The organism is Stutzerimonas stutzeri, from assembly GCF_000219605.1.
Classification (GTDB): Bacteria; Pseudomonadota; Gammaproteobacteria; order Pseudomonadales; family Pseudomonadaceae; genus Stutzerimonas; species Stutzerimonas stutzeri.
The window spans coordinates 2,075,477-2,102,137 of sequence record NC_015740.1 but is presented as its reverse complement, the minus strand read 5'-3'; the positions used below and the strand labels follow the sequence as shown (position 1 = coordinate 2,102,137).

The window sequence follows — 26,661 nt, the reverse complement described above, 5'->3', positions numbered from 1 at the left end:
TACCACTGATCGGCGGAATTCGGGGGACAGTTTACTCACTGTGCAGAGCCGCATAAATCGACTCGGCCAGCTTTTTACTGATGCCGGGCGCCTTGGCGATCTCGTCGAGGCTGGCCCTGCACAGTTCCTGAAGACCGCCGAAATGCGTGAGCAGTTCGCGGCGGCGTTTGGGTCCGATGCCCGGAACGTCCTCCAGCGTCGAAGTGCGCCGGGCTTTTCCGCGGCGAGCGCGATGGCCGGTGATGGCGAAACGATGCGCTTCGTCGCGCACCTGCTGGATGAGGTGCAGCGCAGGCGAGTCGGCCGGCAGCGTGAACTCATGCGCGGCGTCGTTCAGATAGAGAGTTTCCAGGCCCGGCTTGCGGGTGACCCCCTTGGCCACGCCAAGCAGGATGAGTTCCGGCACGGCCAGTTCCTCCAGCACCTCGCGGGCCATATTGAGCTGACCCTTGCCACCGTCGACCAGCAGGATGTCCGGTAGCTTGCCCTCGCCCTCTGCCGCCTTGCGAAAACGCCGGGAAAGCGCCTGATGCATCGCTGCATAGTCGTCGCCAGCGGTCACGCCCTCGATGTTGTAGCGCCGATAATCGGATTTCAGCGGGCCTTCGGGGCCGAACACCACGCAGGAGGCGACGGTCGCTTCACCGCTGGAATGACTGATGTCGAAACACTCCAGCCGCATCGGCGGCTCATCGAGTTCCAGCGCTTCGGCCAGCGCCTCGAAGCGCGCCGACAGATGCTGACGATTGGCCAGCCGCGCGCCCAGGGCCTGCTCGGCGTTGGTCAGCGCCAGTTGCTGCCAGCGCGCCCGCGTCGCGCGTACGCGATGGGTGATGGTAAGTTCCACGCCGCGCAGCTCGGAAATGGCGTCGATCAGCGTGGCGAAATCCTCGTGCACGGCATTGACGATCAGCTCGCTCGGCAGGTCGCGTTCCGTAGCGCCAAGGTAGTACTGCTCCAGAAAGGCCTGCAGCACCTCGCTGACACTTTCCTCGATGGCCACCTGCGGAAAGAAGTTCTTGCTGCCCAGCACGCGGCCGCCACGTACGGTGATCAGGTGCACGCAAGCGCCGCCTGGGCTGACCACTGCGGCGACGATATCCACGTTGCCCGAACCACCTTCCATGCTCTGCTGATCCTGCACACGGCGCAGGATGCCGATCTGGTCGCGAATCTCGGCGGCGCGCTCGAAGTCCAGGTTCATCGCCGCCTTTTCCATGTTGCGCGACAGTTCCTCGGCCAGGGCGTTGCTGCGGCCCTCGAGGAACATCACCGAGTGACGCACGTCTTCGGCGTACTCCTGCGGATCGACCAGCTTCACGCAAGGCGCCTTGCAGCGCTTGATCTGGTACTGCAGGCAGGGTCGGGTGCGGTTGCGGAAATAGCTGTCCTCGCATTGCCGCACGAAGAAGGCCTTCTGCAGCAGGCTCAGGCTTTCGCGAATAGCTCCGGCGCTCGGATAGGGGCCGAAATAGCGCCCGGGTTCCTTCTTGGCACCGCGATGGATGCTCAACCGGGGAAACTCGCCGGCCGAGAGGAAGACATAGGGATAGGACTTGTCGTCGCGCAGCAGGATGTTATACGGCGGCCGCCACTGCTTGATCAGCGTCTGCTCAAGCAGCAGCGCCTCGGTTTCGTTGGCGGTGATGGTGGTCTCGACCTGCGCGATCTTGGCCACCAGCGCAGCGGTCTTGGGTGCCTGCCCGGTCTTGCGGAAATAGCTGGCCAGGCGCTTTTTCAGGTTCTTCGCCTTGCCGACATAGAGCAGCTTGGCCTGCGCGTCGAACATGCGATAGACGCCCGGCCGGCCGCTGCAGGCGGCCAGGAACGCCGAGGAATCGAAGGCTTCTGTCATCAGTTGACGGTGTCGACCATCCCGTGGCGGACCGCCAGCAGGGCCAGCTCGACATCACTGGTGATCGACAGCTTTTCGAAGATGCGATAGCGGTAGGTGTTCACCGTTTTCGGCGACAGGCAGAGCTTGTCGGAGATGCTCTGCACCTTCTGACAATTGGCGATCATCAGCGCGATCTGGATTTCCCGTTCGGAAAGCAGATCGAACGGCGATTCGCTGAGCTGGGGCTGGAACGACTTGAGCGCCAGCTGTTGGGCAATCTGCGGGCTGATGTAGCGTTGGCCGCCGAACACCATGCGAATGGCCTGCACCATCTCTTCCAGGGCCGCGCCCTTGGTCAGATAACCCGCCGCCCCGGCCTGCAGCAGCCGCGTAGGGAACGGATCTTCTTCGCAGATGGTAACGGCAATGACCTTGAGGTCAGGGTAGCTGCGCAGCAGCTTTCGGGTCGCCTCCAGGCCACCGATGCCCGGCATCTTGACGTCCATCAGCACCACATCGGGCTTGAGTTCCCGAGCCTTGCGGATCGCGTCTTCACCGGAATCCGCCTGACCTATCACCTGAAGGCCGGAGATGTCCGCCAGCATGCGACTGATGCCCGTACGAACCAGATCGTGGTCATCGACCACCAGCACCCTAATCAAGCAGACACCTCATTGACCGTATTGAAAGCTGGCTTGGCTGCTCGCTTTTTCAGGAGCGAACTCTACCAAAAAAATCATCGACCGGACCGATCAAGACGCCGCTAACTGATCGAGATCAGTAGTCGGCCGCAGCAGCCGACGAACTGCATGCTGAACGCCGATGGACGGTCAAAGTCTCAACCCCTGAGGCTTTCGCTCAGGATTCCCATGCTCACATTCATTGCCGCTCTGGTGCTGACGCTGACCCACTTGGCGGCAGGCAGGCTGAGCAAGCTGCACAGCCTGCCCCGCAGCCGCTGGTTATCGATGGCCGGTGGCGTGGCAGTGGCCTACGTATTCGTTCACCTGTTACCTGAGCTGGCACAGGGCCAGCAGGTCATGGAGGATAGCGGTTTTCACCCGCTGCGCTACCTCGAACATCATGCCTACCTGCTGGCATTGATCGGCCTGGCCGGCTTCTACGGGCTGGAGCGGCTGATCAAGTCTCACCGTAGCGAGCGTTCCGACGACGAGCCAACTCATGCCGGCGTGTTCTGGCTGCATATCGCCGCCTTCGGCGGATACAACGCACTGATCGGCTACATCCTCGCCAACCGCGATCCGGCGCAGACCCTGGAGCTGATCTGGTACAGCGTCGCCATGGCGTTGCATTTCATGGTCAACGATGTCGCCCTTCAGCACGACCATCAGCAGCTGTTCGCCCGCAGCGGCCGCTGGATCCTGGCGGCCGCCACGCTGGTCGGCTGGGCGGTCGGCGCAACCACAGAGCTGTCCGAGTTGGGCGTATCGGCCGTGACCGCCTTTATTGCAGGGGCGATCATCCTCAATGTGCTCAAGGAAGAACTGCCTTCCGAGCGCAACAGCCGTTTCGGCGCGTTCCTCCTCGGGTCGCTGGGCTATTCGGGGCTGCTATTGCTGCTGTAGCCCGGCTGCGCGGCTCCCACCGGGCTTGCGCATCAGCCGATAGATGGCCGGAATCACGAACAGCGACAGCAACGGCGCGCTGAGCATGCCTCCGACCATCGGCGCGGCGATACGGCTCATCACCTCGCTGCCGGTACCGGCGCCGAGCAGGATCGGCAGCAGCCCGGCGACGATCACCGCCACGGTCATTGCCTTGGGCCGCACACGCTGCACTGCGCCCTCACGGATGGCCTCGCACAGCGCCGCCTCGTCGAGAAGCCCCTTTTGCTGCTGCTCGGTCCAGGCGTTCTTCAGATAGAGCAGCATGATCACGCCGAACTCCGCGGCGACGCCAGCCAGCGCGATGAAGCCAACGCCCGTGGCCACCGACAGGTTGTAGCCCATCAGGTAGAGGAACCAGACACCTCCGGTCAGCGCGAACGGCAGCGTGAGCATGATCAGCAGCGCCTCGTCCAGACGGCCGAACGTCAGGTAGAGCAGCACGAAGATGATGAGCAGCGTGGCCGGCACCACCAGCTTGAGCCGCTCGTTGGCGCGTTCGAGGAATTCGAATTGCCCCGAGTAACTCAGGCTCATGCCCGGCAGCAGGCTGACCTCGGCGGCGACGGCCCGGCGCAGGTCGGCAACCACCGAGGCGATGTCGCGGTCACGCACATCGACGTACACCCAGCCGGCCAGCCGCGCGTTCTCGCTGCGCAGCATCGGCGGGCCGTCGCTGACGCGCACTCGCGCCACACTGCCGAGGGTAACCTGGCTGCCCAACGGGGTGAGAATCGGCAGTTGCTCGAGCGCCTGCGGGGTGTCGCGCCATTCACGCGGGTAGCGCACGCTGATCGGGTAGCGCGCCAGCCCTTCCACGGTTTCGCCGACGGTCTCGCCGCCGATGGCGCTGGCCACGATGGACTGCACGTCGGCAATGTTCAGCCCGTAGCGCGCCGCGTCGCGTCGGTCGATGTCGATATCGATGTAGCGCCCGCCGACAAGCCGTTCGGCCAGCGCCGAGCTTACCCCCGGCACCTGCTTGGCCACGGCTTCCACCTGCTGGCTGACACGGTCGACCTCCTCCAGGTTGGCACCGGCGATCTTCACCCCGATGGGACTCTTGATGCCGGTGGCGAGCATGTCGATGCGGTTGCGGATTGGCGGAATCCAGATGTTGGTCAGCCCCGGCACTTGCACGGCGCGGTCCAGCTCCTCGACCAGTTTCTCCGGGGTCATCCCGGCACGCCACTGCTCGCGCGGTTTGAAACGGATGGTGGTCTCGAACATCTCCAGCGGCGCCGGATCGGTGGCCGACTCGGCGCGCCCGGCCTTGCCGAACACCGTCTCGACCTCCGGCACCGTGCGGATCATCCGGTCGGTCTGCTGTAGCAGCTGCACGGCCTTCTGCGCGGACAGCCCCGGCAGTGCAGAAGGCATGTAGAGCAGGTCGCCCTCGTCCATCGGTGGCAGGAACTCGCCGCCCAACCGGGAGACAGGCCACAGCGTGGTGGCCAGCACCAGCAGCGCCACCACGATGGTCGACTTCGGGTGCGCCAGAACCGCTTCCAGCGCCGGACGATACAGCTGGATCAGCCCGCGGTTGAGCGGATTGCGCGTCTCGTCCGGCAGCCGGCCGCGGATCCAGTAGCCCATCAGCACGGGCACCAGGGTCACCGATAGCCCCGCGGCGGCGGCCATCGCGTAGGTCTTGGTGAAGGCCAGCGGGCCGAACAACCGGCCTTCCTGGGCTTCGAGGGTAAACACCGGGATGAACGACAGGGTGATAATCAGCAGGCAGAAGAACAGTGCCGGCCCGACCTCCTGCGCCGCCCGGGTCATCACCTGCCAGTGCTCGTCGCCCTCCAGCACCTGGCCGGGATTGGCATGCCGCCAGGCCTCGGCCTTCTTGTGGGCGTTCTCGATCATCACCACCGCGGCATCGACCATTGCGCCGATGGCGATGGCGATGCCGCCCAGCGACATGATGTTCGCGTTGATGCCCTGATAGCGCATGACCGCAAAGGCGATCAGCACGCCGATCGGCAGCGAGACGATGGCCACCAGCGACGAGCGCAAGTGCCAAAGGAACAGCCCGCAGACCAGCGCGACGACGATGAACTCCTCCAGCAGCTTGAAGCTGAGGTTCTTCACGGCGCGGTCGATCAGCTGGCTGCGGTCGTAGGTGGTAATGATTTCGACGCCCGCAGGCAGGCTCCCCTTCAGCTCGTCGAGCCTGGCGTGCACGGCGGCCAGCGTTTCCCGCGCGTTCTTGCCGCTGCGCAGGATCACCACGCCGCCGACGGTCTCGCCCTCCCCGTCCAGCTCAGCGATGCCTCGGCGCATCTCCGGGCCGAGCTGGACGTGCGCGACATCGCCCAGGCTCGTCGGCACGCCGGCAGCGCTGAGCTGCAGCGGGATGCTGCGAAAATCCTCGAGCGTTTGCAGATAGCCCGAGGCACGCACCATGTACTCGGTCTCGGCCAGCTCAAGCACGGCGCCGCCTGTCTCCTGATTGGCCATCTCGATCGCCTGGATCACCTGCGCCTGGGTCACACCCAGGCTGGCCATCTTCAGCGGGTCGAGCACCACCTGGTACTGCTTGACCATGCCACCGATGGTGGCCACCTCGGCAACGTTGGGCAGGGTGATCAGCTCGTACTTGAGGAACCAGTCCTGCAGGCTGCGCAGTTGCGCCAGGTCATGTGCGCCACTGCGGTCGATCAGCGCGTACTGGTAGATCCAGCCGACGCCAGTGGCGTCCGGGCCCAGCGATGGCTTGGCCGCGGCCGGCAGCCGACTCTGCACCTGGCTGAGATATTCCAGTACCCGCGAGCGCGCCCAGTAGAGATCGGTACCGTCCTCGAACAGCACATAGACGAAGCTGTCACCGAAGAACGAATAGCCGCGCACGGTCTTCGCTCCCGGTACCGAGAGCATGGTGGTGGTCAGCGGATAGCTCACCTGGTTCTCGACAATCTGCGGCGCCTGCCCCGGATACGCCGTGCGGATGATCACCTGCACGTCGGAAAGGTCCGGCAGGGCGTCGATCGGCGTGGTACGCACCGCCCAGATGCCCACCGCGCTCATCAACAGCGTGGTCAGCAACACCAGAAAACGATTGAGCACGGACCAGCGAATCAGCGCGGCGATCATGGCTGCTGCTCCAATAGCTGCAGGCGCTCGATCAGCAGCCCCTGGTCGGTCTCGCGCACCGCGAAACGGATGCGGGCCTGCGGCTGTACCCCCTGCAGCAGTGCGACGTCGGCCACCGAGAAGCGCATGGTCATGCCAGGCATGCCCAGGGTGTTGAACGGCCCGTGGGCGATCCTCAGCTGCTCGCCGTCCAAACTCAGCACTCTTCCCTCGGCCTCATGCAGCGCGGGCGCCGGCTGGACAGCACCGTGCACGTGGCCGTGCGCGGCAGCATCGACGACCGGCGCCGCAACGATACCGCGCAGGCTGGCTTCGGAATCGAGCAGGAACTGCCCTGAGGCGACCACCTGCTGGCCTTCCTCGAGGCCGCGCAGGATCGCCGTGTGGCTGCCGCTCTCGCGGCCCGTCTCGACCTCCACCGGGCGGTAGCGTCCGCCGGCTTCGGCGAGCATCACCAGCGCGCGGCGGCCGGTGCGGATCACCGCCTCGCTGGGCACCAGCAGCACCGCGGCAGTCTCGCTGCCGGCCAGCGTCACCTGTGCGGTCAGCCCGGGGCGCAGGCGCCCCTCCGGATTGGGCAATTGCACCCGCACGCGCAGGGTGCGGCTGGCCGCGCTGGCCTCCGGCAGCACCGCGCTCACCTCGCCTTCGATGACCTGGCCCGGCAGCGCCGGCAGGCGTGCTGCGGCCTGCTGTCCAACCTGGATGCCTGCACTCTGCGCTTCCGGCACCGCGACCTCGAGCCAGACGCTGTCCAGCCCATTGATTCGCGCCAGGGGCGCTCCGGCTGCCAGTGTCATGCCCTCGCGCACCTCGAGCTCCTGCAGCACGCCGGCCAGCGGTGCGTTCACGCTGATGGTCGCGTCGATCTTGCCGCTACGCTCGAGCCGGCTGATCGTCGAGGTTGGCATCCCGGCCAGGCGCAGGCGCTGGCGGGCGGCGTCCAGCAGCGCAGCGTCGCCGGCACGGCGCAGCGCCAGATATTCCTCCTGCGCGGCGGCCCACTCGGGGATCAACAGATCCGCCAGTGGCGCACCCTTTTCGATCAGGTCGCCCGGTGCATGGCGGTAGACGCGCTCGACGAAGCCGCCGGCGCGCGTCTGCACCAGCGCCACGTCGCGGGCGTTGTATTCGAGCACGCCCACTGCATCGATGCGGCTTGCGAGCGGACCACGCCTGACCGTGGCCAGGCGCACGCCGAGATTCTGGGTGACGCCGGCGTCGATGCTGATGGCCGCCGCGTCACCGTCCTGGTTGGCGTAGCGCGGCACCAGATCCATGTCCATGAAGGGGGATTTGCCGGGCCTGTCGAAGCGATGCTGAGGAACCATCGGGTCGTACCAATAGAGCACCTGGGCATGGCTGCCGGCTTCGGATGTCGACCCGTGCGCTGCCATGTCGCCGTATTGGCGGGCGAACCAGTAACCCCCTCCCACCCCGACCGCGATCGCCACGCCGAGCAGCGTGATGCTTGCAAGAACAGTACGGCTCATTTGGCTTCTCCGTAGGCGAGGTGCAGACGGGTCCGGGCGATGGCCTCCAGCCCTTGCAGGTCGATGTGCTTCAGACGGGCTTCGATCAGCTCGTTGCGTGCGGCGAGCAGCGCATCCAGATCGCCGCGGCCGGCGCGGTAGCTGCTCATCGCCAACTCGACCTTCTCGCGAGCCAGCGGCAGTTGCAGCTCGCCACTGCGCGCCAGCGCGCGCTGCAGCCGCGCCAGCTCGGCGAGCTCGGCCTCCAGTTGCTCGGCAATCTCGCGCGCCACGGCCTCGCGCTCGGCCTCCAACCGGTTGAGCTCGGCGTGGCGTGCGGCGATCCGCGGGTTCTGCCGGCTGCGCTGGAATACCGGCAGGTCGAAGCTGAATTCCAGGTTGAGCATGTCGCCGAATTCGCGACCACGCTTGAGGTAGGCGACCTCCCAGGTCCAGTCACCCCTCTTCTCAGCGGTGGCCTCGCGGATGCGCGCCTGGGCTTCGCGGGCCATCGGGGCAAAGGCGCTGAGTTGCGGATGCCGCTCGAACTGATGGAGCAGCGTCTGGCGCTCGATGGGCCAGCTGGGCAACTCGCCGCTCAGCGGCTGATTGCCCTCGGCGCCAACCCAGCGCAGCAGTGCGGCGCGGGCCAGGCGGCGCTGCTGCTCCAGCTCATCCTGGCGTTCGGCGAGCTGGGCCGCCTCCTGGCGCGCCGCGACCTGGTCGGTCAGCTGACCACGTCCACCGGCGAGGCGCGCGCGAACCGCCTCGGCGAGCAGGCGATTCTCAGCCCGCAGCTCGCCAAACAGGTGCAGCTTGCGTTCCACCGCGTGGCTGGCGATCCACGCCTGGGCCGTGACCAGGCGCACCTTCAGCGCCTCGATCTCGCGTGCAGCCTCGGCGCGGCCGATTGCGGCATGGGCGACGTCGGCGCGTGCCCGACGCTTTTCGCGGTTGGGCATCTCCTGCATCAGGCCGACCATGCGCATGGTCATGCCATCGTCGTTGAGGCTCCAGCGCTCGGAGCCCTCGATAGGCAGGCTCTGTACGCCAAGCAGCAGTTTCGGGTCGGGCAGTTCGCCGGCGGCAATGGCTTCGCTGCGCACGGCCTGCACGCGGGCCGCCTCGGCACTCAGCGACGGCGCGTGCTGGCCGGCCAGACGCAGCGCCTCGTCGAAGGTCAGGCCGGTAGCCGTGCCGGGCAGCCAAAAGGCGAACAAGGGAAGCACGACCAGCAGCGCTCGGCCCATGCGAAAGAATCGGATCATCATGGCGAGATTCCTCGGTGTCCTGCACACCGCAGGCGGCATGCATCTGGCGCTCAGCGCGCGGGCGCAGAGCGAGTCAGGGTGGCGAAGGAATCAGTGACGCGGCGGACGCCAGACGTCGGCGCCGGAACGGGCGGGAAGGAACTCGAGATAGGCGGCGCCGAGCAGCGGAGGCGCAGCGTTCAACGCCGGCCTGGCGAGCATCGTCACAAGCGGGCTGCCGGTCTTGCACTGGTGCCCGCCGTCGCACAGCGGATTGCTCTGGTGCGCGTGGCCGTCTTCATCCGGCGCGACCGCCATATGGCCGGAGTGCTCGGCCGCCTGGGCATCTTTCTGCATCTGACACGGCAGCGCGCTCAGCGGCGACGCCGCCATCCCGTTCAGGGGAAGCGCGAGGCTGAGCAGCAGGACGAGCAAGAGACGCAGGTAGGCTTTCATGGACCGCAGTCTAGCCGGCAGCCCAGAGGGAAAAACTTGACCAAGATCGGGTTCAGCTCGCTTCCAGCCCCACCGCGGATGAATTGCCTGCGAGCAGATGGCTGAGTACCGAGCGCATCTTGCCGGGCTTGACCGGCTTGTTCAGCACCGGCACACCACAGCCCTGCAACTGCTGACGGCACTCGTCGCTGCGATCAGCGGTGATCATCACCACCGGCAGCGCCTGGCCGAACCGTTCGCGCACCGTCAACACCACATCCCAGCCGGTAAGGCCGCCGTCCAGGTGGTAATCGGCGAGGACCGCATCTGGTGCCCGTCCGTCCAGCGCAAGCAGGGCGCTCTGCGTGTCGGTAGCCGTGAGCACTTCGCAACCCCACTGCTCCAGCAGCGCGGTCATGCTCAATAGAATGCTCTCCTCGTTGTCGATCACCAGCAGCCGTCGCCCTGGCAGCGGATCGCCCAACTGCGGCAGGCTCACTGGCGTGGCGATGCGCTCGCGCGGCGAGGCGTCGGCCAGCGGGACGTCGATGCTGAACACCGAGCCACGGCCCGGTCGTGAACGCACCAGCACAGGGTAGTCGAGCATGTTGGCAATACGATCGACGATCGCCAGCCCCAGCCCCACCCCGCTGCGTTTGGTCGATCTGCCGATGCCCAGCTGATTGAACTCGAGGAAGATCGCCTGCAACTCTTCGGGGGGGATTCCCCTTCCGGTGTCCCAGACCTCGATGCGCAGCGCGCCGGCATGTTTGCGTGCGCCGATCAGCACACCGCCGCTGTCGGTATAGCGGCAGGCGTTGCTGAGGAAATTGCGCAGAATCCGTGTCAGCAGGCGGAAGTCCGTTCTAACGGCGAAGCGCGGAACGTGGTGCTTCAAGCGAAGCCCGGCGGCAGCGGCCACCGGTTGGAATTCGGAAACCAGCGGCAACAGGACATCGTCCAGCGTGTAGATGTCGATGTCCGGTTTGATGGCCGCCTGGTCGAGCTTGGAAATATCGAGCAGGTCGGTCAGCAGATCCTCGGCGCCCTCCAGCGCCTGGTGCGCACGCTCGACCAGATGGCGCTCGCCTTGCGGCAGGGCACGCTCGCGCAGCGTCGAGATGAGCAACCGCGCAGCGTTGAGCGGCTGCAGCAGGTCGTGGCTGGCAGCAGCGAGATACTTGTCCTTGCTGAGGTTGGCGGCCTCCGCCGCATCTCGCGCCTCGCGCAGTTCGCAGGTGCGCTCGGCGACGCGACGCTCCAGCTCCTCATTGAGCTGCAACAGGCGCAGCTGGGCGAGCTTGCGCTCGGTGACGTCGGCGACGAAGCCTTCCACCAGGCCGTCCTCGTCCGGTTTGAGCAGCAGGTTCATCACCACGTAGATGGCGCTGCCATCCTTGCGGCGCAGGCGTGTTTCGTAACCGAACAGCCCGTGCTGCTGGCTCAGGGTGTGGCGGATCTGCCGCAGCTCGTCCTCGCCGCCGATGAACAGATGGTGTGACAGATCGGTCAGCGCCCAGAGCGCCTCTTCCGGACCTTCATAGCCAAGCATTCGCGCCAGCGCCGGATTGGCTGCGCGGATGCCTTCCTGCAGGCTGGCCTGGAAGATGCCATGCACCGCATGCTCGAACAGCCATTTGTAGCGATTGCGTTCGGCTTCCAGCTCTTCCAGGCGTGCCAGCAGCTCGGGGTAGTGGCTCTTGCGTGCCGAATGACTGCCGAAGCCGAGCAGTTGCGTCAGTGCCTGATGCTGATCATCAGAGGGCTTCGGCATAGACCACCTCGACGTCCCGCTGCGTCGACGAGCGTGGATTGGTCAGGATGCAGGGGTCCTGCATGGCGTGTTGCGAGAGGAACGGGATATCGGAGAGGTTCACGCCGTGCAGGCTCAGGGTTTCGCGGAAGCCGATGCGCTGCTTGAGATCGATCAGATGCTGCACCAGCCGCTCGCGCACCTGTCGATGGCTCAGCCCGCGTGAATCGATGCCGAGGGTCTCGGCGACTATCCGGTAGCGATCAGGTGCAGCGTCGTAGTTGAAGGCCACCACATGCTCGACCAGCACGGCATTGCATACGCCGTGGGGCAGGTCCAGATAGCCGCCGAGGCTGTGGGACATGGCATGCACGGCGCCGAGGATGGCATTGGAGAAGGCCAGCCCGGCCTGCATGCTGCCGAGCATGATCTGCTCGCGCAGCGCGATGTCCGCCGGATTGGCGATCATCTGCACCAGATTGCCGTTGATCAGCCGCATGGCCTCCAGCGCGTGGGGGTCGGTCAGCGGGCCGTGGCCGGTGGAAACGAAGGCCTCGATGGCATGCACCAGCGCATCGATACCGGTGCAGGCGGAGAGAAACGGGTCCATGCTGAGCGTGGTTTCCGGATCGATCAGCGAAACATCCGGCACGGCGGCCTTGCTGACGATCGAGAACTTCATCCGCTCTTCCTGATTGGAAATGATCACGAACTGCGACACATCCGCCGAGGTGCCGGCGGTGGTGGGAATCAGGATCAACGGCGGGCTGGGCACGCGCAGGGTGTCGACGCCCTCGAATTCATAGATATGCCGCCCATGCGCGGCCACGATGCCGATGCCCTTGGCGCAATCCATCGGGCTGCCGCCGCCGACTGCAACGATCACGTTGCAGCCCTCGCTGCGATACAGCTCGGCACCGAGCATCACCTCTTCGCAGCGCGGATTGGGCGAAACGTCGGTGAACAGGCAGTGCTCGATGCCCTGTCGAGCGAGGCTGGCCTGCACATCGGCCACCCAGCCGGCCTTGACCACCCCCGGATCGGAAACCACCAGCACCTTGCGCGCGCCGAAATTGCCCGCGCAGGTGCCCACGCTATGGCGGCAGCCGGCACCAAAGATGATTTCAGGGGAGACGAACTTGCGCTGGAGGCTGATATTCGGGCTCATGACTGCGGCCTTTTTTATTTTTTGTAACAACGGGCGCAAGCCTACTGCATTGCTCAGTTAAAGCAATGCGCCTAACGGCTGGCGGCGCCATCCGTCCGGCGGAAAGAGCTACAGCAGCCCTTGGTAGAAGCGCAGCTCGCGCTCGAGCGCATCCGCCAGGTTGGCAGCCTGACGAAAGCCGTGGCGTTCGTCCGGGTAGAGACGGTACTGCACCTCGACGCCGCGCCTCTGCAATGCTGCCACCATCGATTGGGTTTGCTCGGGTAGCACCACGGCGTCCTGCCCGCCCTGCAGGAAGAGCACCGGTGCGGCGATGCGCTCGGCGTTATGCAGCGGCGCGCGCTCGCGAAAGCGCTCCGGCACCCGCTGCGGATCACCGATCAGCCAATCCAGATAGTCGCCTTCGAACTTGTGGGTGACCCGGCGCAGCGCCAGGGGGTCGCTGACGCCATACAGACTGGCGCCGCCGCGAAACAGATCGGTCGCCACCAGTGCGCTGAGGGCGGTGTAGCCGCCGGCGCTGGAGCCACGGATGAACACCCGCTGCGGATCGATAGCGCCCTGCTGCGCCAGTGCGCGGGCCGCCTGGCAGGCGTCTTCCACATCCACCACACCCCATTGCTCGCGCAGGCGTTGTCGGTAGGCCCGGCCGAACCCGCTGCTGCCGCGGTAGTTGACGTCCACCACGGCGAAGCCGCGCTGCGTCCAGAACTGGATGCGCGGGTCGAACACCGGGTAGCACGCCGACGTCGGTCCGCCATGGATGAACACCACCAGCGGTGGCAATGTACCGTGCTCGCCGCGGCAGTTCGTGTTGCGCGGCGTATAGAAGAACGCATGGGCGGTTTCACCATTGCCGGTCGGGAATCGCATGGCCTGCGGGCACGAAACCTGTGGCGCGGCAAGCGGAGTCGCTCCGCCGGCCAGAACCCGCACCGAGCCGTTGGCCCGGTCAATGGCCAGCACCGCCGGCGCGCGCTGCGTTGCACCCGCGATGCAGAACAGGTGGGTGGCGTCCGCAGTGAGCTGGCGGCAGCGGCTGAACGCACTGGCCAACTGCTGCCCGCCTCCGGCGCCGTGTTCGAACAGCCAACCGTAGCCGTCGACCATATGGGTCAACAGCAGGCCGCCGTCCGCCAGCGGCACATAGCTGCTGGTCCCCAGCTGCCAGGGCGCAGGCGCGCAGTCGAAATTACGTGTCGCCTCCGACTCCACTGCGATTAGCGGATGCAATGCCCACGCACCGTCGACCTCGGCCCAGGGCTGCCAGTAGCCCAACCGGTCACTGAGACAGATCAGCTGACCGTGTTCGGTGAAGCGCGGTTGCTGCAGCGACTCCCCACCCGCGCCGCCAGCCACGCACCTCACCGCGCCCCAGCCCCCGTCTGCCTGACGCTCGGCGACGCACAGACGGGTCGAGGTCCAGGGCTGCTCCGGGCGATCCCACTCGATCCAGGCCAACCGTCGACCATCCGGAGCCAATATGGGCGACGAGTAGAAGTCGGCCCCTTCGACGAGGATACGGCGAGCGCCGTCGGACAGCGTGAAGGCCACCAGCCGGTGCACGATACCGTTGTCTTCGCTGGACTCCTCCAGGGCGATGACGGCCGCGCCCTTGGGGTCGTACTGCAGATCACCGTAACGGCAGCCGGGACGCTCGGTCAGCGCTGCAGACAAGGATGTGGCTTCCGGGTCAGCCAGCGTTTGCAGGTAGATCTGCTGGTCCGCCTCGTTAACGAAGGCGAGCCCCTGCCCGGTAAGGCAGAACGCGCCGCCGCCGTATTCATAGACGCGACTGCGTACCGAGTAGCCGGCTGGCGTCAGGCAGCGCGCGTGGCCGGCCTGCCAGAACCACAGGCTGCAGCGACCCTCGGCGGGGTCGTACTCGATCCAGAACAACCCACCCTGCCCGGCCCGCAACTCGGCGAAGTCCCGGCTAGCGGCCGCAGCGGCTTCGGCACTCCAGTCGCTGGGCCAGAAGCCATAGGGCAGCACCTCGGCGGATGGATGAAGCATGGACGAATCGTTGCGGGGCGATTTCATACCTTGAGGATGAGCTTGGAAGCCTTCTCGTTACGATGCTGCAGCTGATCGAGGCCCAGCGCGCCGTGGTCGGCCTGATCGCGAGCCGCAAGGATCTTGCCGTGGTGTGCCGACTTGCTGCACACGGGGTCGGCATTGGCGGCATCGCCGGTGAGCATAAAGGCCTGGCAGCGGCAGCCGCCGAAGTCGCGCTCCTTCTCGTCGCAGCTGCGACAGGGTTCAGGCATCCAGTCGTAACCGCGAAACCTGTTGAAGCCGAACGAGTCTCGCCAGATGTATTCGATGCTGTGCTCGCGCACGTTCGGGAAAGTCACCGGTAACTGTCGCGCGCTATGACAGGGCAAGGCCGTGCCGTCCGGGGTGATGTCCAGGAACAGGTTGCCCCAGCCGTTCATGCAGGCCTTCGGCCGTTCCTCGTAATAATCGGGCGTGACGAAGATCAGTTTGCACGGATGGTTCTCGGCGGCGAGCTTGTCGCGCCACTCGTTGGTGATCCGCTCGGCACGTACCAGCTGCTCCTTGCTCGGTAGCAGCCCGGCGCGGTTAAGTTCGGCCCAGCCGTAGAACTGGCAGGTGGCGAGCTCGACAAAATCGGCCTCGAGCTCGACGCACAGACGAATGATCTGGTCGATGTTGTCGATGTTGTGCCGATGTGTGACGAAGTTGAGCACCATCGGATAGCCGTGTTTTTTCACCGCACGGGCCATTTCCAGCTTGTGGGCGAAAGCCTTCTGCGACCCGGCGAGCAGGTTGTTCACCTCCTCGTCCGCGGCCTGGAAGCTGATCTGGATATGGTCGAGGCCGGCATCGGCGAAGCTGGCGATCTTCTCTTCGGTAAGGCCGATGCCTGAGGTGATCAGGTTGGTGTAGTAGCCGAGCCCGCGCGCGGCGGCGATCAGCTCGGCAAGGTCCTGACGGACCAGCGGCTCGCCTCCGGAAAAGCCCAGCTGGGCCGCTCCCATCTCCCGCGCCTGGCGAAATACCTCGATCCACTCAGCCGTACTCAGCTCATCGTGGCTACGGGCGAAGTCCAGCGGATTGGAGCAGTACGGGCACTGCAGCGGACAACGATAGGTCAGCTCCGCCAGCAACCAGAGCGGCGGACCCGGCTCGTAGCCGGGTTTAGCGAAGCTCGATCCAGAACCGTTCAACGGCGACCTCCAGGAACGCGACGATATCCTCTTGAATGCCTTCGGCCTCCGGGTAGCGAGCCTGCAGGTCGGCGACGATGGCGCCCACGGTCCTTGTCCCGTCCACCTCGGTCAGCACTGCTGCGGCGCTCTCGTTGAGTTTGATCATACCTTCCGGATAGAGCAGCACGTGGCAGTTCTGCGCCGGCTCCCACTGGAAGCGGAAGCCGCGGCGAAAGGATGGAACCTGGGTCAGTTGAATTTCGCTCATCTCTTTTCTCGTCAATGGCCGGGCGGGCGTCGATCAGCCGTGGCAGTGGCGGGCCGAAGCCCAACCCTGCACGACGTGCGCCCGTCAGAAGCTGATGCCCTTGTGCCAGACCCGGTCGCGGGTGACGGTATGGTACGGCGGTCGGTCCAGCTCATAGGCCATGCTCATGGCGTCCAGCATGCTCCACAACACGTCGAGCTTGAACTGAAGGATCTCCAGCATGCGCTCCTGCGCCTCGCGGGTGCGATAGTGGTCCAGGGTGATGCGCAGGCCGTGCTCGACATCGCGGCGGGCTTCCTTCAGGCGCTTGCGGAAGTAGTCATAGCCCGACGCGTCGATCCAGGGATAGTGCTGCGGCCAGCTATCCAGCCGCGACTGGTGGATGGTCGGTGCGAACAGTTCGGTCAGCGAGCTGCTGGCTGCTTCCTGCCAGCAGGCCCGACGGGCAAAGTTCACGTAGGCATCCACTGCGAAGCGCACGCCGGGAAGCACCAGCTCCTGCGACAGCACCTGCTCACGGTCCAGACCCACGGCCTCGGCCAGCCGCAGCCAGGCTTCGATGCCACCCTCCTCACCCGGCGCGCCATCGTGGTCGATGATGCGCTGAATCCACTCGCGGCGGGTGTCGCGGTCCGGACAGTTGGCCATGATCGCTGCATCCTTCACCGGGATGCAGACCTGATAGTAGAAGCGGTTGGCGACCCAACCCTGAATCTGTTCGCGCGTCGCCTGCCCGGCATACATGGCCCGGTGGAACGGGTGATGGATATGGTAGTACTCGCCCTTGGCGCGCAGCGCCTGTTCGAATTCGGCGGGACTCATGGCTGGCAGGTTCATAACGGTTTCAGTTCCTTTCTTGTCGTTCTGCGCTCGTTCGGCCTGTGGCCGGCTGCGGCAATGTCTTGGCTTCAGAGCTCGATGTTCATGCCGTCGTAGGCGACCTCGATCCCGTGCTCGCCAAGGATCTCGCGCTCGACGGAATCCTCGTCGAGGATCGGGTTGGTGTTGTTGATATGAATGAGGATCTTGCGCACCGCCGGCATGCCGTCGAGCACCTCGATCATGCCGCCCGGGCCGCTCTGCTGCAGATGGCCCATTTCGCTGCCGAGCTTGGTGCCGACCTCGCGCACGAGCATCTCGTCATCGCGCCACAGCGTGCCGTCGACCAGCAGGCAGTCGGCCCGGCGCATGGTGGCCAGCAGCTCTTCGCTGACCTGGCCAAGCCCCGGCGCGTAGAACAGTGTGCCACCAGTGTTGCGGTCTTCGATGAGCAGACCGATGTTGTCGCCCGGGTGCGGGTCGTTGCGGTGCGGCGAATAGGGTGGCGCCGAGCTGCGCAGCGGGATCGGCGTGATATGCAGGTTCGGGCAGCAGGGAATGCTGAAGTTGCCGCTCAGGGCGACCGGGTTCCATTTCAGGCCGCCGTTCCAGTGCTCAAGCATGTTGAAGAGCGGGAAGCCGGTGGTGAGGTCCTGATGAACCATCTCGGTGCACCAGACTTCATGCGGGCAGCCTTCGCGCAGCGTCAGCAGGCCGGTGGTGTGATCGATCTGGCTGTCCAGCAGGACGATCGCACCGATGGCGGTGTCGCGGGGCGCACGGGCCGGCTGCAGGGTCGGAAAGGACTCGAGCTGGGCGCGGATGTCCGGCGACGCATTGCACAGGATCCAGTCGACACCGTTGTCGCTGATGGCGATGGACGACTGGGTACGCGCCTTGGCGTTGAGCGTGCCGGCGCGCAGGCCCGCACAGTTGGCGCAGTTGCAGTTCCACTGCGGAAAACCCCCACCCGCGGCGGAACCGAGTATTCGGATGAACATGGACAGCCCCCAAAAGCAAAGCCCCGGCCGGAGCCGGGGCTGGTCGATCAACGGTTTGCGAAGTACATGGTGACTTCGAAACCAATACGCAGGTCGGTGAAGGCGGGTTTAGTCCACATAGGTCGGTCCTCTTTTTATGGTGCCGGAAGATTCCGACAGCCCAATTAAGCCCCCTGTTCTGCTTCAAGCAGAATGGTACTTTGGAAGGAGACAGCGCCGTGCCTTGGTAGCGCCCGACGAACGGCAGCCATCTGTTACCAGGTTTCGCGATTCAGCTAACGCCTCGTTGCCGGGCGTGTCAACTCGAACGCAGCGCTGGCCGATCATTGGCATTGCGCCACGCCAGTTCGTTGGTGATGGTCGCCATGGGAACAAACATCGAACCGTCGAAATCGCTCAGCTCGATGCCTTGCTGAATGCGTTGCGGCCAATCGTTGTTGGCCAGCGCCGCCTTGCCAACCGCCACCAGATCCATCTCGCCTCGACCAAGCAAGGCCTCGGCCTGCTCGCCGGTGACGATGGCACCGTTGCCGATCACCGGGATCGCTACGCTGCCCTTGGCGATGGCGGCAAGGCTCGGGCCTTCTCCGAAGGCCGGTGCGCGGGCTTCGGGCTCAGTGATGTGCAGATAGTCGAGCCCTGCATCAGCCAGTACACGGAAGCGCTGCCGGGCCTGTTCCTCGCCGCCCTCCCATTTGAGCCGGCCGTCGCAGACCATGCTCTGCGACAGTCGCATCCCCACCACGAATTCCTCGCCCACCTCCGCCCGCACGGCAGCGATCACCGCCAGTGGCATGCGCAGGCGTTCGAGAAACGTCCCACCCCATTGATCGCTGCGCTGGTTGAACTCGACGCTCATGAATTCGTGCAGCAGGTAGCCGTTGGCGCCATGCAGTTCGACTCCATCGAAGCCGGCCTCCCGCGCGTGCCGGGCCGCCAGCGCGAAGCCGGCGATGGCCTCCTGGATATCCTCTTCGCTCATTTCAGCCGGCGTCGCGTAAGGACCCTCTCCGCCATAGAACTTCAGCTGAGATCCGCTCGGTTGTACTGCCGATGGAGCCACATGGCGGGCGTGATGGATGTTGCCTTGGGTCTGGGCACCGCCATGCATGAGCTGCGCGATGAACGCCGCACCGGCTTCGTGAACCGCCTGCACGATGGGCTTCCAGCTGTCCCGGTGCGCGTCGGTGGCGAGCCCGGGCTGGTTGAAGTAGCCCTGGCTATAAGCGGTATCGGTATAGACACCCTCGCTGACGATCATCCCGAAGCCGCCTTTGGCAAAGGATGCGTAGTAGTCGCGCATCAGTTCGTTGGCAACGCCCTCGGGCTCGGCGCTGACCCGCGTCATGGGTGCGACGACGGCTCTATTGCGCAAGCGCAGGTGCTTCAGCGAGCAGGGCTCGAGCAATTGCGGCATGGGTGACCTCCTCTGCTTTCGATGTTGGCCTATGCAGATGTGAGGCGCTTCGGCTCGCGGGAGTTCGATGGCCGCGATGGCTGGTCGAGTCCGGAGCAAAAAAAACGCGGCCGGGGCCGCGTTGCGATAGGAACCATACGCTCGGTTCGAGGGGGTACTTCAGAAGCGGCGCAGGTTCCTGCACTTGACGTGCGTAGCAAAATAAACCGGCGCGCTGGAGCACACGCGCCGGGGCCCTCATCAGAAGAAGCCGAGCGGATTGATGTCGTAGCTGACCAGCAGGTTCTTGGTCTGCTGATAGTGGTCGAGCATCATCTTGTGCGTTTCGCGACCGACACCGGACTTCTTGTAGCCGCCGAACGCGGCATGTGCCGGATACAGGTGGTAGCAGTTGGTCCAGACACGGCCGGCCTTGATGCCGCGACCCATGCGGTAGGCGCGGTTGATGTCGCGGGTCCAGACGCCAGCGCCCAGGCCGAACTCGGTATCGTTGGCAATGGCCAGGGCTTCGGCTTCGTCCTTGAAGGTAGCGACGCCGACCACCGGGCCGAAGATTTCTTCCTGGAACACACGCATCTTGTTGTGACCCTTGATCAGGGTCGGCTGCACGTAGTAACCGGAGGCCAGGCCGCCTTCGAGCTTCTCGGCTGCGCCGCCGGTGAGGATCTGCGCGCCTTCCTGCTGGGCGATTTCCATGTAGGAAAGGATCTTGTCGAACTGCTGCTCGGACGCCTGGGCGCCGACCATGGTGTCGGTATCCAGCGGGTTGCCGCGCTTGATCGCCTTGACCTTCTTCATCACCACTTCCATGAAGGGCTCGAAGATCGATTCCTGAATCAGCGCACGCGACGGGCAGGTGCAGACCTCGCCCTGGTTGAAGAAGGCCAGTACCAGACCTTCAGCGGCTTTCTCGATGAACGCAGGCTCCGCATTCATGATGTCTTCGAAGAAGATGTTCGGGCTCTTGCCACCCAGTTCCACGGTGCTGGGGATGATGTTCTCGGCCGCGCAACGCATGATGTGCGAGCCAACCGGGGTCGAGCCGGTAAAGGCGATCTTGGCAATGCGGGTGCTGGTCGCCAACGCCTGACCAGCTTCGCGGCCGAAGCCCTGAACGATGTTCAGCACGCCCGCTGGCAGCAGGTCACCGATGATCTCGATCAGGACCATGATCGACAGCGGAGTCTGTTCGGCCGGCTTGAGCACGATGCAGTTACCGGCAGCCAGGGCCGGTGCCAGCTTCCAGGCTGCCATCAGCAGCGGGAAGTTCCACGGGATGATCTGCCCGACCACGCCCAGCGGCTCATGGAAGTGATAGGCCGCGGTGTGCTCGTTGATCTCTGCAGCGCTGCCTTCCTGGGCACGGATGCAACCGGCGAAGTAGCGGAAGTGGTCGGCGGCCAGCGGTACGTCGGCGTTCAGGGTTTCACGAACGGCCTTGCCGTTGTCCCAGGTTTCGGCGACGGCAAGTTTTTCCAGGTTGGCTTCGATGCGATCAGCGATCTTCAGCAGGATATTGGCGCGGTCCTGCACCGAGGTACGACCCCAGGCGTCGGCGGCTGCATGCGCGGCATCCAGCGCCTTCTCGATGTCTTCAGCGCCCGAACGCGGGAATTCGGCGATCACTTCACCATTGACGGGCGAGGTGTTGACGAAGTACTCGCCTTTGACCGGCGGGACGAACTCACCACCGATGTAGTTGCCGTAACGGGGCTTGAAGGAAACGACGGCGCCTGGGGTACCGGGCTGGGCGTAGATCATGATGGGCCTCTCTTCTTCTGCTTGTCAGTGCCTGCGCCGGGAAGTGCGCAGGGCATGGACCGATCTTAGGCAGCCCGCTCCAGGCTCCGGTATGCACCCATGGCAGCGGAGGACTCCTCATTTGGTAGTAGATGCCAAGGCGCACAGCCCGCTGTACCGCGGCTTCTAGCCTATCTCCGACGCGCGTTTCTCGGCCAAAAAGCCGCACAGGCTAGCCCCTGTCCACGCGGCAAAAATGTTCTGCAGTAATCCACGCGACTTCGCCGACTACCGTCGGGACGAGCACAGCACAGCCACGGGCCTGGCAGGAACCCCGGCGGCAGGCTCAGGCCTGCCAACAAATCGAAGACCTGCGCCGGTTCTGCGGGCCCGACATGGCTCTGCTTTCGGTCGGCGGGGCCCAGACCGCTGATCATCTGCGTGCCCGCATGAGTGCGGGCGCAGAACTCGTGCAGGTCCACACCGCCTTCATGCACCAGAGCCCCTGGCTCGCACGCCGGCTGTTGCGGTAGCGCTTCTTCCCCGGCAGAAACGACAACGCCCCGAACCAGTCGGGGCGTTGTCATGGGTGCTGGCAAGGCTTCGCAGCTTGCCAGTCATTCATTCGATCAGAAACGCTCGATTTTCGCTTCGGCCTGCAGCTTCTGACGGAACGCCGCGAAGTCCTGCTGCCCCATCCGCGAAGCCAGGAAGCGGCGAATGTTCAGCTTCTCTTCGTCGGACAAAGCAGCGTCAGCCTCATTGACGCCGTTCAGTCGCACAACCACGTAATCGCCGTTGTTCAGCGCCACGCCCGAGTAGCTGGGCTTGTCCTGCTGCTCCGGACGCGGCATGCGGAACACTGCCTGCAGCAGCGCCGGTGCGACGCCCTCCTGGCTGCGAGTGGCCGCTTCGACTGCCTGCCACTGCCCTTCAGGTTGCTTGCCTTCGCGCAGCTCGGCCAACAGCTGCTCACCCTGAGTACGAGCGGTTTCGGCCGCCAGCTTGCGCTGGAGTTGCTGCACGATATCGTCACGAACGTCGGCAAGCGGAATCGCCGCAGGCTTCAGGTGCTCCTTGACGCGAATCACCACCGCCGTATCAGGGTCCAGTTCGATCACGCTGCTGTTGGCGCCGTCTACCAGCACTTCCTCGCTGAACGCGGCCTGGATGACCTGCCGATTGGCCGTGATGCCTTCGCCGCCCTCACGCCCGAACGCTTCGGTGGTCTGCACCATCAAACCCAGTTCCTGCGCAGGCTGCGCCAGGTCGGATGCCTCGAAGGCAGCATCTTCCAGCTGTTTGCTGGTCTCCACGAAGCGTTGCTCGACCTGCTGGGCCTTCAGCTCGCGTACCAGCTCCGGCTTCATGCTTTCGAAAGAGGGAACCTCCGGTGACTGGACGCCGAGCAGCTTGATGATGTGCCAGCCGAACTCCGACTTGACCGGTGCCGAGACCTCGCCTTCGTTCAATGCATAAAGCGCATCTTCGAATGCTGGGTCGTAGACCCCTGGACCAGCAAAGCCCAAGTCGCCACCTTCGTTGGCCGAGCCCGGATCCTGGGAAACTTCCTTGGCGACCGTGGCGAAATCCTCACCGTTCTTCACGCGCGCGGCAATCTCGTCGATCTTCGCCTTGGCCTCGTCGTCGCTCAGTTCACCGCCGGTCTCGACCAGGATATGCGCGGCGCGGCGCTGTTCTGCCAGATTGGCGATCTGTTTCTGATACAGCTCCTGCAACTCCTCGTCGGACGCCTCGACCTGATCGAAGAACGACTCCTTCTTCAGCTCGACGTATTCGACGACGACCTGTTCAGGGGTACGAAAACGGTCGGCATTGGCCTCGTAGAACTCGTTGATCTGGTCGTCGCTGACCTCGATGGCTTCGTGCTGCGCCGGCACGGTCAGCGTAGCGAAATCACGGGTCTGCATCTCCAGGCGGGCAAAGTTTTCCACCTGCTGATCGGTAACGAAACCGGTACCGGAAATGCCGGCACGCAGCTGGCCAATCAGCATTTCCTGTTCGAGCAGCTGGCGGAACTGGAGACGGGAATAGCCCATCTGCTGGATCACCTGATCAAACCGGGCAGGGTTGAAAGCACCGTCAACCTGGAACTCGGGGGTCTGCAGGATCAGCTGATCGAGCGCTTCGCGCGAGAATGCGAAGTTGGCGCCCTTGGCGGCCTGCAACAGCAGCATGCGATCAATCAGCGAGCCGAGAGCCGCATCGCGCAGCAGGCGGTCGTCGAGCAGGGACGGATCGAAATCCTGCCCGAGCTGCTGGGCGAGCTGCCGGCGCTGCATGTTCATGGCCTGGTCGAGGTCGTAGCGGGAAATTTCTTCGCCGTTGACTTCTGCAGCGTTCTGGGCGTTGCTGGCGGCATTGAAGATGGCATCGAAGCCAGTCAAGGCCAGCAGCACGACGATGACGCCGATGATTGTTTTGGCAATCCAGCCTTGTGAATTGTCCCTGATGTTCTGAAGCATGCGACCCCCAGGAGTCTGCGGCCCGCAAGACTGCGCACCGCGGGTGGAAACCGGATAAAAGAAAGGCGCATCCAGGGATGCGCCTTCTCGGAGCCTTTGGAGCGGTTGGGCTTATTCCCCCAAGCCAGATCTCGGCAGGCCAGGCCTGCTCGACAACCGCCCCGTGCCAGCGCAGCGCACGCTGACTGGCCGGGTAACAAAACGCTTAGTTGACAGCGTCTTTCAGAGCCTTGCCAGCTTTGAAGCCCGGGATCTTGGCAGCAGCGATGTTGATCGGCTTGCCAGTCTGCGGGTTGCGACCAGTGCGCGCAGCGCGCTCCTTGACAGCGAAAGTACCGAAACCAACCAGTACCACGGAGTCACCAGCCTTCAGGGCGCCGGTGACGGATTCGATCACTGCATCCAGCGCGCGGCCAGCAACAGCTTTTGGGATATCAGCAGATGCAGCGATGGCATCGATCAGTTCCGACTTGTTCACTCTAAGTCCCCTTATTTCTGTTGAGTCGTATCTTTAATTTTCGGGTGTAAGCAAAGCGGTGCTAGATGGCTCTGACACAAGAGGCCGATTAAACAAGGGCACCTGAAGTGTGTCAACGTGGCCTTCCAGACTAATGCGTGCTGATTCGCTCCTTGGAATCAGGCTCGCGCTTGTCGTCCTTTGCAACAATCTCGGGAGCCGCATCGGGCAAGGGCTCCGGCGCGTATTGCAGCGCAATTTGCAGGACCTCGTCAATCCACTTCACCGGTTTAATCTGCAGGTCCTGCTTAATATTTTCAGGAATCTCTTTCAGATCACGCTGATTTTCTTCCGGAATGATCACAGTCTTGATTCCGCCGCGATGCGCAGCCAGAAGTTTCTCCTTCAGTCCACCAATGGCCAGCACTTGTCCACGCAATGTGATCTCGCCGGTCATTGCGACATCTGCGCGCACCGGGATCTGCGTCAGGGCAGAAACCAGCGCCGTACACATCCCGATACCAGCGCTCGGGCCATCCTTGGGGGTGGCGCCCTCTGGCACGTGGATATGGATGTCCTGCTTTTCATGGAAATCGGCAGCAATGCCCAGGCTGACCGCCCGGCTGCGAACCACCGTCAGCGCCGCGGTAATCGACTCGCCCATCACCTCGCCCAGCGAGCCGGTCTTGGTGAGCCGCCCTTTGCCCGGTACCACGGCCGCCTCGATCGTCAGCAGCTCGCCACCGACCTGAGTCCAGGCCAGCCCGGTGACCTGCCCTACCTGATCCTGCTGTTCGGCGAGCCCGTAACGGAACTTGCGAACACCCAGGAAATGCTCGAGAGAATCGGCATCCACAATCACATGGAAGCGTTTCTCGGCCGCATGCTCCTTGACCACCTTGCGGCACACCTTGGCCAGCTGGCGCTCAAGGCTACGAACACCGGCCTCCCGGGTGTAGTAGCGAATGATGTCCCTGATAGCGGCTTCCTGGAACTCCAGCTCGCCCTTCTTCAGACCATTGGCCTCAATCTGCTTGGGCGCCAGATACCGTGTGGCAATGTTGACCTTCTCGTCCTCGGTATAGCCAGGCAGGCGGATGACTTCCATGCGGTCGAGCAACGGCGCCGGAATGTTCATCGAGTTGGCGGTACAGAGGAACATCACGTCCGAGAGGTCATAGTCGACCTCCAGATAGTGATCGTTGAAGTTGTGGTTCTGCTCCGGGTCCAGCACCTCGAGCAGTGCCGAGGCAGGATCGCCGCGCATGTCGCTGCCCATCTTGTCGATCTCGTCGAGCAGGAACAGCGGGTTGCGCACGCCCACCTTGGTCATCTTCTGGATCAGACGGCCCGGCATGGAACCGATGTAGGTGCGGCGATGGCCGCGAATCTCGGCTTCGTCACGCACACCGCCCAGCGCCATGCGAACAAACTTGCGATTGGTCGAACGCGCAATGGATTCGGCGAGGGACGTCTTGCCGACACCGGGCGGCCCTACCAGGCAGAGCACCGGCCCCTTGAGCTTCTTCACACGCTTCTGCACGGCGAGATACTCAAGAATGCGGTCCTTGACCTCTTCCAGACCATAGTGGTCGGCGTCGAGCACCTCTTCTGCCTTGGCGAGGTCCAGCCGGACCTTGCTGGCGGCTTTCCAAGGCACGTTCACCAGCCAGTCGATATAGGTCCGCACTACCGTCGCTTCGGCCGACATCGGTGACATCTGCTTGAGCTTGTTCAGCTCCGCCTGGGCCTTGGTATAGGCATCCTTGCTGAGTCCGGCGTTCTCGATACGCTTCTTCAGTTCATCGACTTCGTTATGGCCTTCATCGATATCGCCGAGTTCCTTCTGAATGGCCTTCATCTGCTCGTTCAGGTAGTACTCGCGCTGGCTGCGCTCCATCTGCTTCTTCACGCGTCCGCGAATGCGCTTCTCGACCTGAAGCAGATCGATCTCGGCGTCCAACAACGCCAGGACGTGCTCGACACGGGCAGGTAGGTCGGTGATCTCCAAGATCTGCTGTTTCTGCTCGATCTTCAGCGCCATGTGCGCCGCCATGGTGTCGACCAGGCGGGCCGGCTCATCGATGCTGCTCAGTGAGGACAGCACCTCTGCCGGGACCTTCTTGCCAAGCTGCACGTACTGCTCGAACTGACTGAGCAGGCTGCGCGTGAAAACTTCCGATTCGCGTGCATCGACATCGGCTTCCTCGATCAGCGAAACCTCGGCTCGACAGTGATCGTCGACTTCGACTAATCGCTCGATCACGCCCCGCTGCTCGCCTTCGACCAGCACCTTGACGGTGCCGTCCGGAAGCTTGAGCAGCTGCAGCACGGTAGCAACGGTGCCGACGCGATATAGCGCATCTTCGCCCGGGTCGTCGTCGGCCGGATTCTTCTGCGCCAGCAGGAGAATCTGCTTGTCGCCGGACATGGCGGATTCGAGCGCCTCGATGGATTTTTCACGGCCAACGAAAAGCGGGATCACCATATGCGGGTAAACCACCACATCGCGCAGCGGCAAGAGGGGCAATTCGATGGTTGTTTTCATAAATTCAGCTCTACGACGGCCATACGGCGGTAAACGGATGGGCTATACCCTTGCAGCAAAGATGAGGGCACCCTCGGCAAAAAACAAGGCGGCGAGCCAAATACAAAGGGGCC

The 26,661-nt window shown here is 64.1% G+C and carries 20 protein-coding genes and 1 pseudogene; 2 read left to right on the top strand and 19 right to left on the bottom strand.

Translation table 11 applies throughout. The features are described from left to right. Positions 1-31 precede the first annotated feature (31 nt). Together uvrC and gacA are read right to left on the bottom strand one after the other, a co-directional pair. Positions 32-1,855 carry an excinuclease ABC subunit UvrC gene (uvrC, locus tag PSTAB_RS09870; RefSeq protein WP_013982771.1) on the bottom strand — a complete coding sequence of 608 codons (1,824 nt, stop codon included), beginning with the start codon at positions 1,853-1,855 and terminating at the stop codon, positions 32-34. Continuing rightward, positions 1,855-2,499, bottom strand: a complete 645-nt coding sequence (gacA, locus tag PSTAB_RS09865) for a response regulator transcription factor GacA (RefSeq protein ID WP_003284948.1) — start codon at positions 2,497-2,499, stop codon at positions 1,855-1,857. The genes uvrC and gacA overlap by 1 nt, the downstream gene beginning before the upstream one ends. A gap of 207 nt (positions 2,500-2,706) precedes the next feature. Between gacA and PSTAB_RS09860 the strand changes: the two genes are divergently transcribed. Continuing rightward, a complete protein-coding gene (locus PSTAB_RS09860) occupies positions 2,707-3,423 on the top strand; it encodes a hypothetical protein (RefSeq protein ID WP_013982769.1) in 717 nt (238 codons plus the stop codon). Here PSTAB_RS09860 and PSTAB_RS09855 read toward each other — a convergent pair. The 14 genes from PSTAB_RS09855 to exaC all read right to left on the bottom strand — a co-directional run bounded on the left by PSTAB_RS09855 (position 3,409) and on the right by exaC (position 21,078). Beyond that, positions 3,409-6,558, bottom strand: a complete 3,150-nt coding sequence (locus PSTAB_RS09855) for an efflux RND transporter permease subunit (RefSeq protein WP_013982768.1) — start codon at positions 6,556-6,558, stop codon at positions 3,409-3,411. The two genes, PSTAB_RS09860 and PSTAB_RS09855, sit on opposite strands and share 15 nt — an antisense overlap. Beyond that, positions 6,555-8,051, bottom strand: coding sequence for an efflux RND transporter periplasmic adaptor subunit (locus PSTAB_RS09850; RefSeq protein WP_013982767.1), 1,497 nt, complete (start codon positions 8,049-8,051; stop codon positions 6,555-6,557). The genes PSTAB_RS09855 and PSTAB_RS09850 overlap by 4 nt, the downstream gene beginning before the upstream one ends. Continuing rightward, positions 8,048-9,301, bottom strand: coding sequence for a TolC family protein (locus PSTAB_RS09845; RefSeq protein WP_013982766.1), 1,254 nt, complete (start codon positions 9,299-9,301; stop codon positions 8,048-8,050). The genes PSTAB_RS09850 and PSTAB_RS09845 overlap by 4 nt, the downstream gene beginning before the upstream one ends. A 90-nt stretch (positions 9,302-9,391) precedes the next feature. Then, on the bottom strand, positions 9,392-9,736 hold the full coding sequence (locus tag PSTAB_RS09840; RefSeq protein WP_041771730.1) for a hypothetical protein: 345 nt from the start codon (positions 9,734-9,736) through the stop codon (positions 9,392-9,394). 52 nt (positions 9,737-9,788) lie between these two features. Next, positions 9,789-11,489, bottom strand: a complete 1,701-nt coding sequence (locus PSTAB_RS09835; protein WP_013982764.1) for a hybrid sensor histidine kinase/response regulator — start codon at positions 11,487-11,489, stop codon at positions 9,789-9,791. Next, complete coding sequence (ercA, locus tag PSTAB_RS09830; RefSeq protein ID WP_017245086.1) at positions 11,473-12,636, bottom strand: alcohol dehydrogenase-like regulatory protein ErcA; 1,164 nt, start codon at positions 12,634-12,636, stop codon at positions 11,473-11,475. Before ercA ends, PSTAB_RS09835 begins: the two co-directional genes overlap by 17 nt. A 108-nt stretch (positions 12,637-12,744) precedes the next feature. Next, a complete protein-coding gene (locus PSTAB_RS09825; protein ID WP_049790812.1) occupies positions 12,745-14,679 on the bottom strand; it encodes an alpha/beta hydrolase family protein in 1,935 nt (644 codons plus the stop codon). Then, a complete protein-coding gene (gene pqqE, locus PSTAB_RS09820) occupies positions 14,676-15,830 on the bottom strand; it encodes a pyrroloquinoline quinone biosynthesis protein PqqE (protein ID WP_013982761.1) in 1,155 nt (384 codons plus the stop codon). The genes PSTAB_RS09825 and pqqE overlap by 4 nt, the downstream gene beginning before the upstream one ends. Continuing rightward, positions 15,802-16,080, bottom strand: coding sequence for a pyrroloquinoline quinone biosynthesis peptide chaperone PqqD (pqqD, locus tag PSTAB_RS09815; protein WP_011913210.1), 279 nt, complete (start codon positions 16,078-16,080; stop codon positions 15,802-15,804). The genes pqqE and pqqD overlap by 29 nt, the downstream gene beginning before the upstream one ends. Before the next feature lie 84 nt (positions 16,081-16,164). Beyond that, positions 16,165-16,917: a pyrroloquinoline-quinone synthase PqqC gene (gene pqqC, locus PSTAB_RS09810; RefSeq protein ID WP_013982760.1), complete on the bottom strand. Its 753-nt coding sequence runs from the start codon at positions 16,915-16,917 to the stop codon at positions 16,165-16,167. A gap of 71 nt (positions 16,918-16,988) precedes the next feature. Further along, positions 16,989-17,900, bottom strand: coding sequence for a pyrroloquinoline quinone biosynthesis protein PqqB (gene pqqB / locus PSTAB_RS09805; RefSeq protein WP_013982759.1), 912 nt, complete (start codon positions 17,898-17,900; stop codon positions 16,989-16,991). A 47-nt stretch (positions 17,901-17,947) separates the two neighbouring features. Beyond that, a complete protein-coding gene (gene pqqA / locus PSTAB_RS21165; protein ID WP_003253598.1) occupies positions 17,948-18,019 on the bottom strand; it encodes a pyrroloquinoline quinone precursor peptide PqqA in 72 nt (23 codons plus the stop codon). A 179-nt stretch (positions 18,020-18,198) separates the two neighbouring features. Beyond that, entirely contained in the window at positions 18,199-19,317 is a 1,119-nt protein-coding gene (locus tag PSTAB_RS09800; RefSeq protein ID WP_013982758.1) for an oxidoreductase, read from the bottom strand. Between the two features lie 240 nt (positions 19,318-19,557). Then, positions 19,558-21,078 (bottom strand): acetaldehyde dehydrogenase ExaC, encoded by a 1,521-nt coding sequence (exaC, locus tag PSTAB_RS09795; protein ID WP_011913206.1) that lies wholly within the window; start codon positions 21,076-21,078, stop codon positions 19,558-19,560. A gap of 296 nt (positions 21,079-21,374) precedes the next feature. Here exaC and PSTAB_RS22040 point away from each other — a divergent pair. Then, positions 21,375-21,590, top strand: a pseudogene (locus tag PSTAB_RS22040) (phosphoserine aminotransferase); the annotation flags it as partial. Positions 21,591-21,686: 96 nt separating this feature from the next. Here the strand turns inward: PSTAB_RS22040 and PSTAB_RS09785 are convergent. The 3 genes from PSTAB_RS09785 to lon all read right to left on the bottom strand — a co-directional run bounded on the left by PSTAB_RS09785 (position 21,687) and on the right by lon (position 26,548). Next, entirely contained in the window at positions 21,687-23,543 is a 1,857-nt protein-coding gene (locus PSTAB_RS09785) for a SurA N-terminal domain-containing protein (protein ID WP_013982756.1), read from the bottom strand. Between the two features lie 205 nt (positions 23,544-23,748). Further along, positions 23,749-24,021 (bottom strand): nucleoid-associated protein HU-beta, encoded by a 273-nt coding sequence (gene hupB / locus PSTAB_RS09780; protein WP_003282502.1) that lies wholly within the window; start codon positions 24,019-24,021, stop codon positions 23,749-23,751. Between the two features lie 130 nt (positions 24,022-24,151). Next, positions 24,152-26,548 carry an endopeptidase La gene (gene lon / locus PSTAB_RS09775; protein WP_013982755.1) on the bottom strand — a complete coding sequence of 799 codons (2,397 nt, stop codon included), beginning with the start codon at positions 26,546-26,548 and terminating at the stop codon, positions 24,152-24,154. Between the last annotated feature and the right edge of the window lie 113 nt (positions 26,549-26,661).

Coding starts and splice junctions, on each gene's coding strand:
- uvrC (WP_013982771.1), bottom strand. CDS start 1,855: ATGACAGAAGCCTTCGATTCCTCGGCGTTCCTGGCCGCCTGCAGCGGC.
- PSTAB_RS09860 (WP_013982769.1), top strand. CDS start 2,707: ATGCTCACATTCATTGCCGCTCTGGTGCTGACGCTGACCCACTTGGCG.
- PSTAB_RS09855 (WP_013982768.1), bottom strand. CDS start 6,558: ATGATCGCCGCGCTGATTCGCTGGTCCGTGCTCAATCGTTTTCTGGTG.
- PSTAB_RS09850 (WP_013982767.1), bottom strand. CDS start 8,051: ATGAGCCGTACTGTTCTTGCAAGCATCACGCTGCTCGGCGTGGCGATC.
- PSTAB_RS09845 (WP_013982766.1), bottom strand. CDS start 9,301: ATGATGATCCGATTCTTTCGCATGGGCCGAGCGCTGCTGGTCGTGCTT.
- PSTAB_RS09840 (WP_041771730.1), bottom strand. CDS start 9,736: ATGAAAGCCTACCTGCGTCTCTTGCTCGTCCTGCTGCTCAGCCTCGCG.
- PSTAB_RS09835 (WP_013982764.1), bottom strand. CDS start 11,489: ATGCCGAAGCCCTCTGATGATCAGCATCAGGCACTGACGCAACTGCTC.
- ercA (WP_017245086.1), bottom strand. CDS start 12,636: ATGAGCCCGAATATCAGCCTCCAGCGCAAGTTCGTCTCCCCTGAAATC.
- PSTAB_RS09825 (WP_049790812.1), bottom strand. CDS start 14,679: ATGAAATCGCCCCGCAACGATTCGTCCATGCTTCATCCATCCGCCGAG.
- pqqD (WP_011913210.1), bottom strand. CDS start 16,080: ATGAGCGAAATTCAACTGACCCAGGTTCCATCCTTTCGCCGCGGCTTC.
- pqqC (WP_013982760.1), bottom strand. CDS start 16,917: ATGAACCTGCCAGCCATGAGTCCCGCCGAATTCGAACAGGCGCTGCGC.
- pqqB (WP_013982759.1), bottom strand. CDS start 17,900: ATGTTCATCCGAATACTCGGTTCCGCCGCGGGTGGGGGTTTTCCGCAG.
- PSTAB_RS09800 (WP_013982758.1), bottom strand. CDS start 19,317: ATGCCGCAATTGCTCGAGCCCTGCTCGCTGAAGCACCTGCGCTTGCGC.
- exaC (WP_011913206.1), bottom strand. CDS start 21,078: ATGATCTACGCCCAGCCCGGTACCCCAGGCGCCGTCGTTTCCTTCAAG.
- PSTAB_RS09785 (WP_013982756.1), bottom strand. CDS start 23,543: ATGCTTCAGAACATCAGGGACAATTCACAAGGCTGGATTGCCAAAACA.
- lon (WP_013982755.1), bottom strand. CDS start 26,548: ATGAAAACAACCATCGAATTGCCCCTCTTGCCGCTGCGCGATGTGGTG.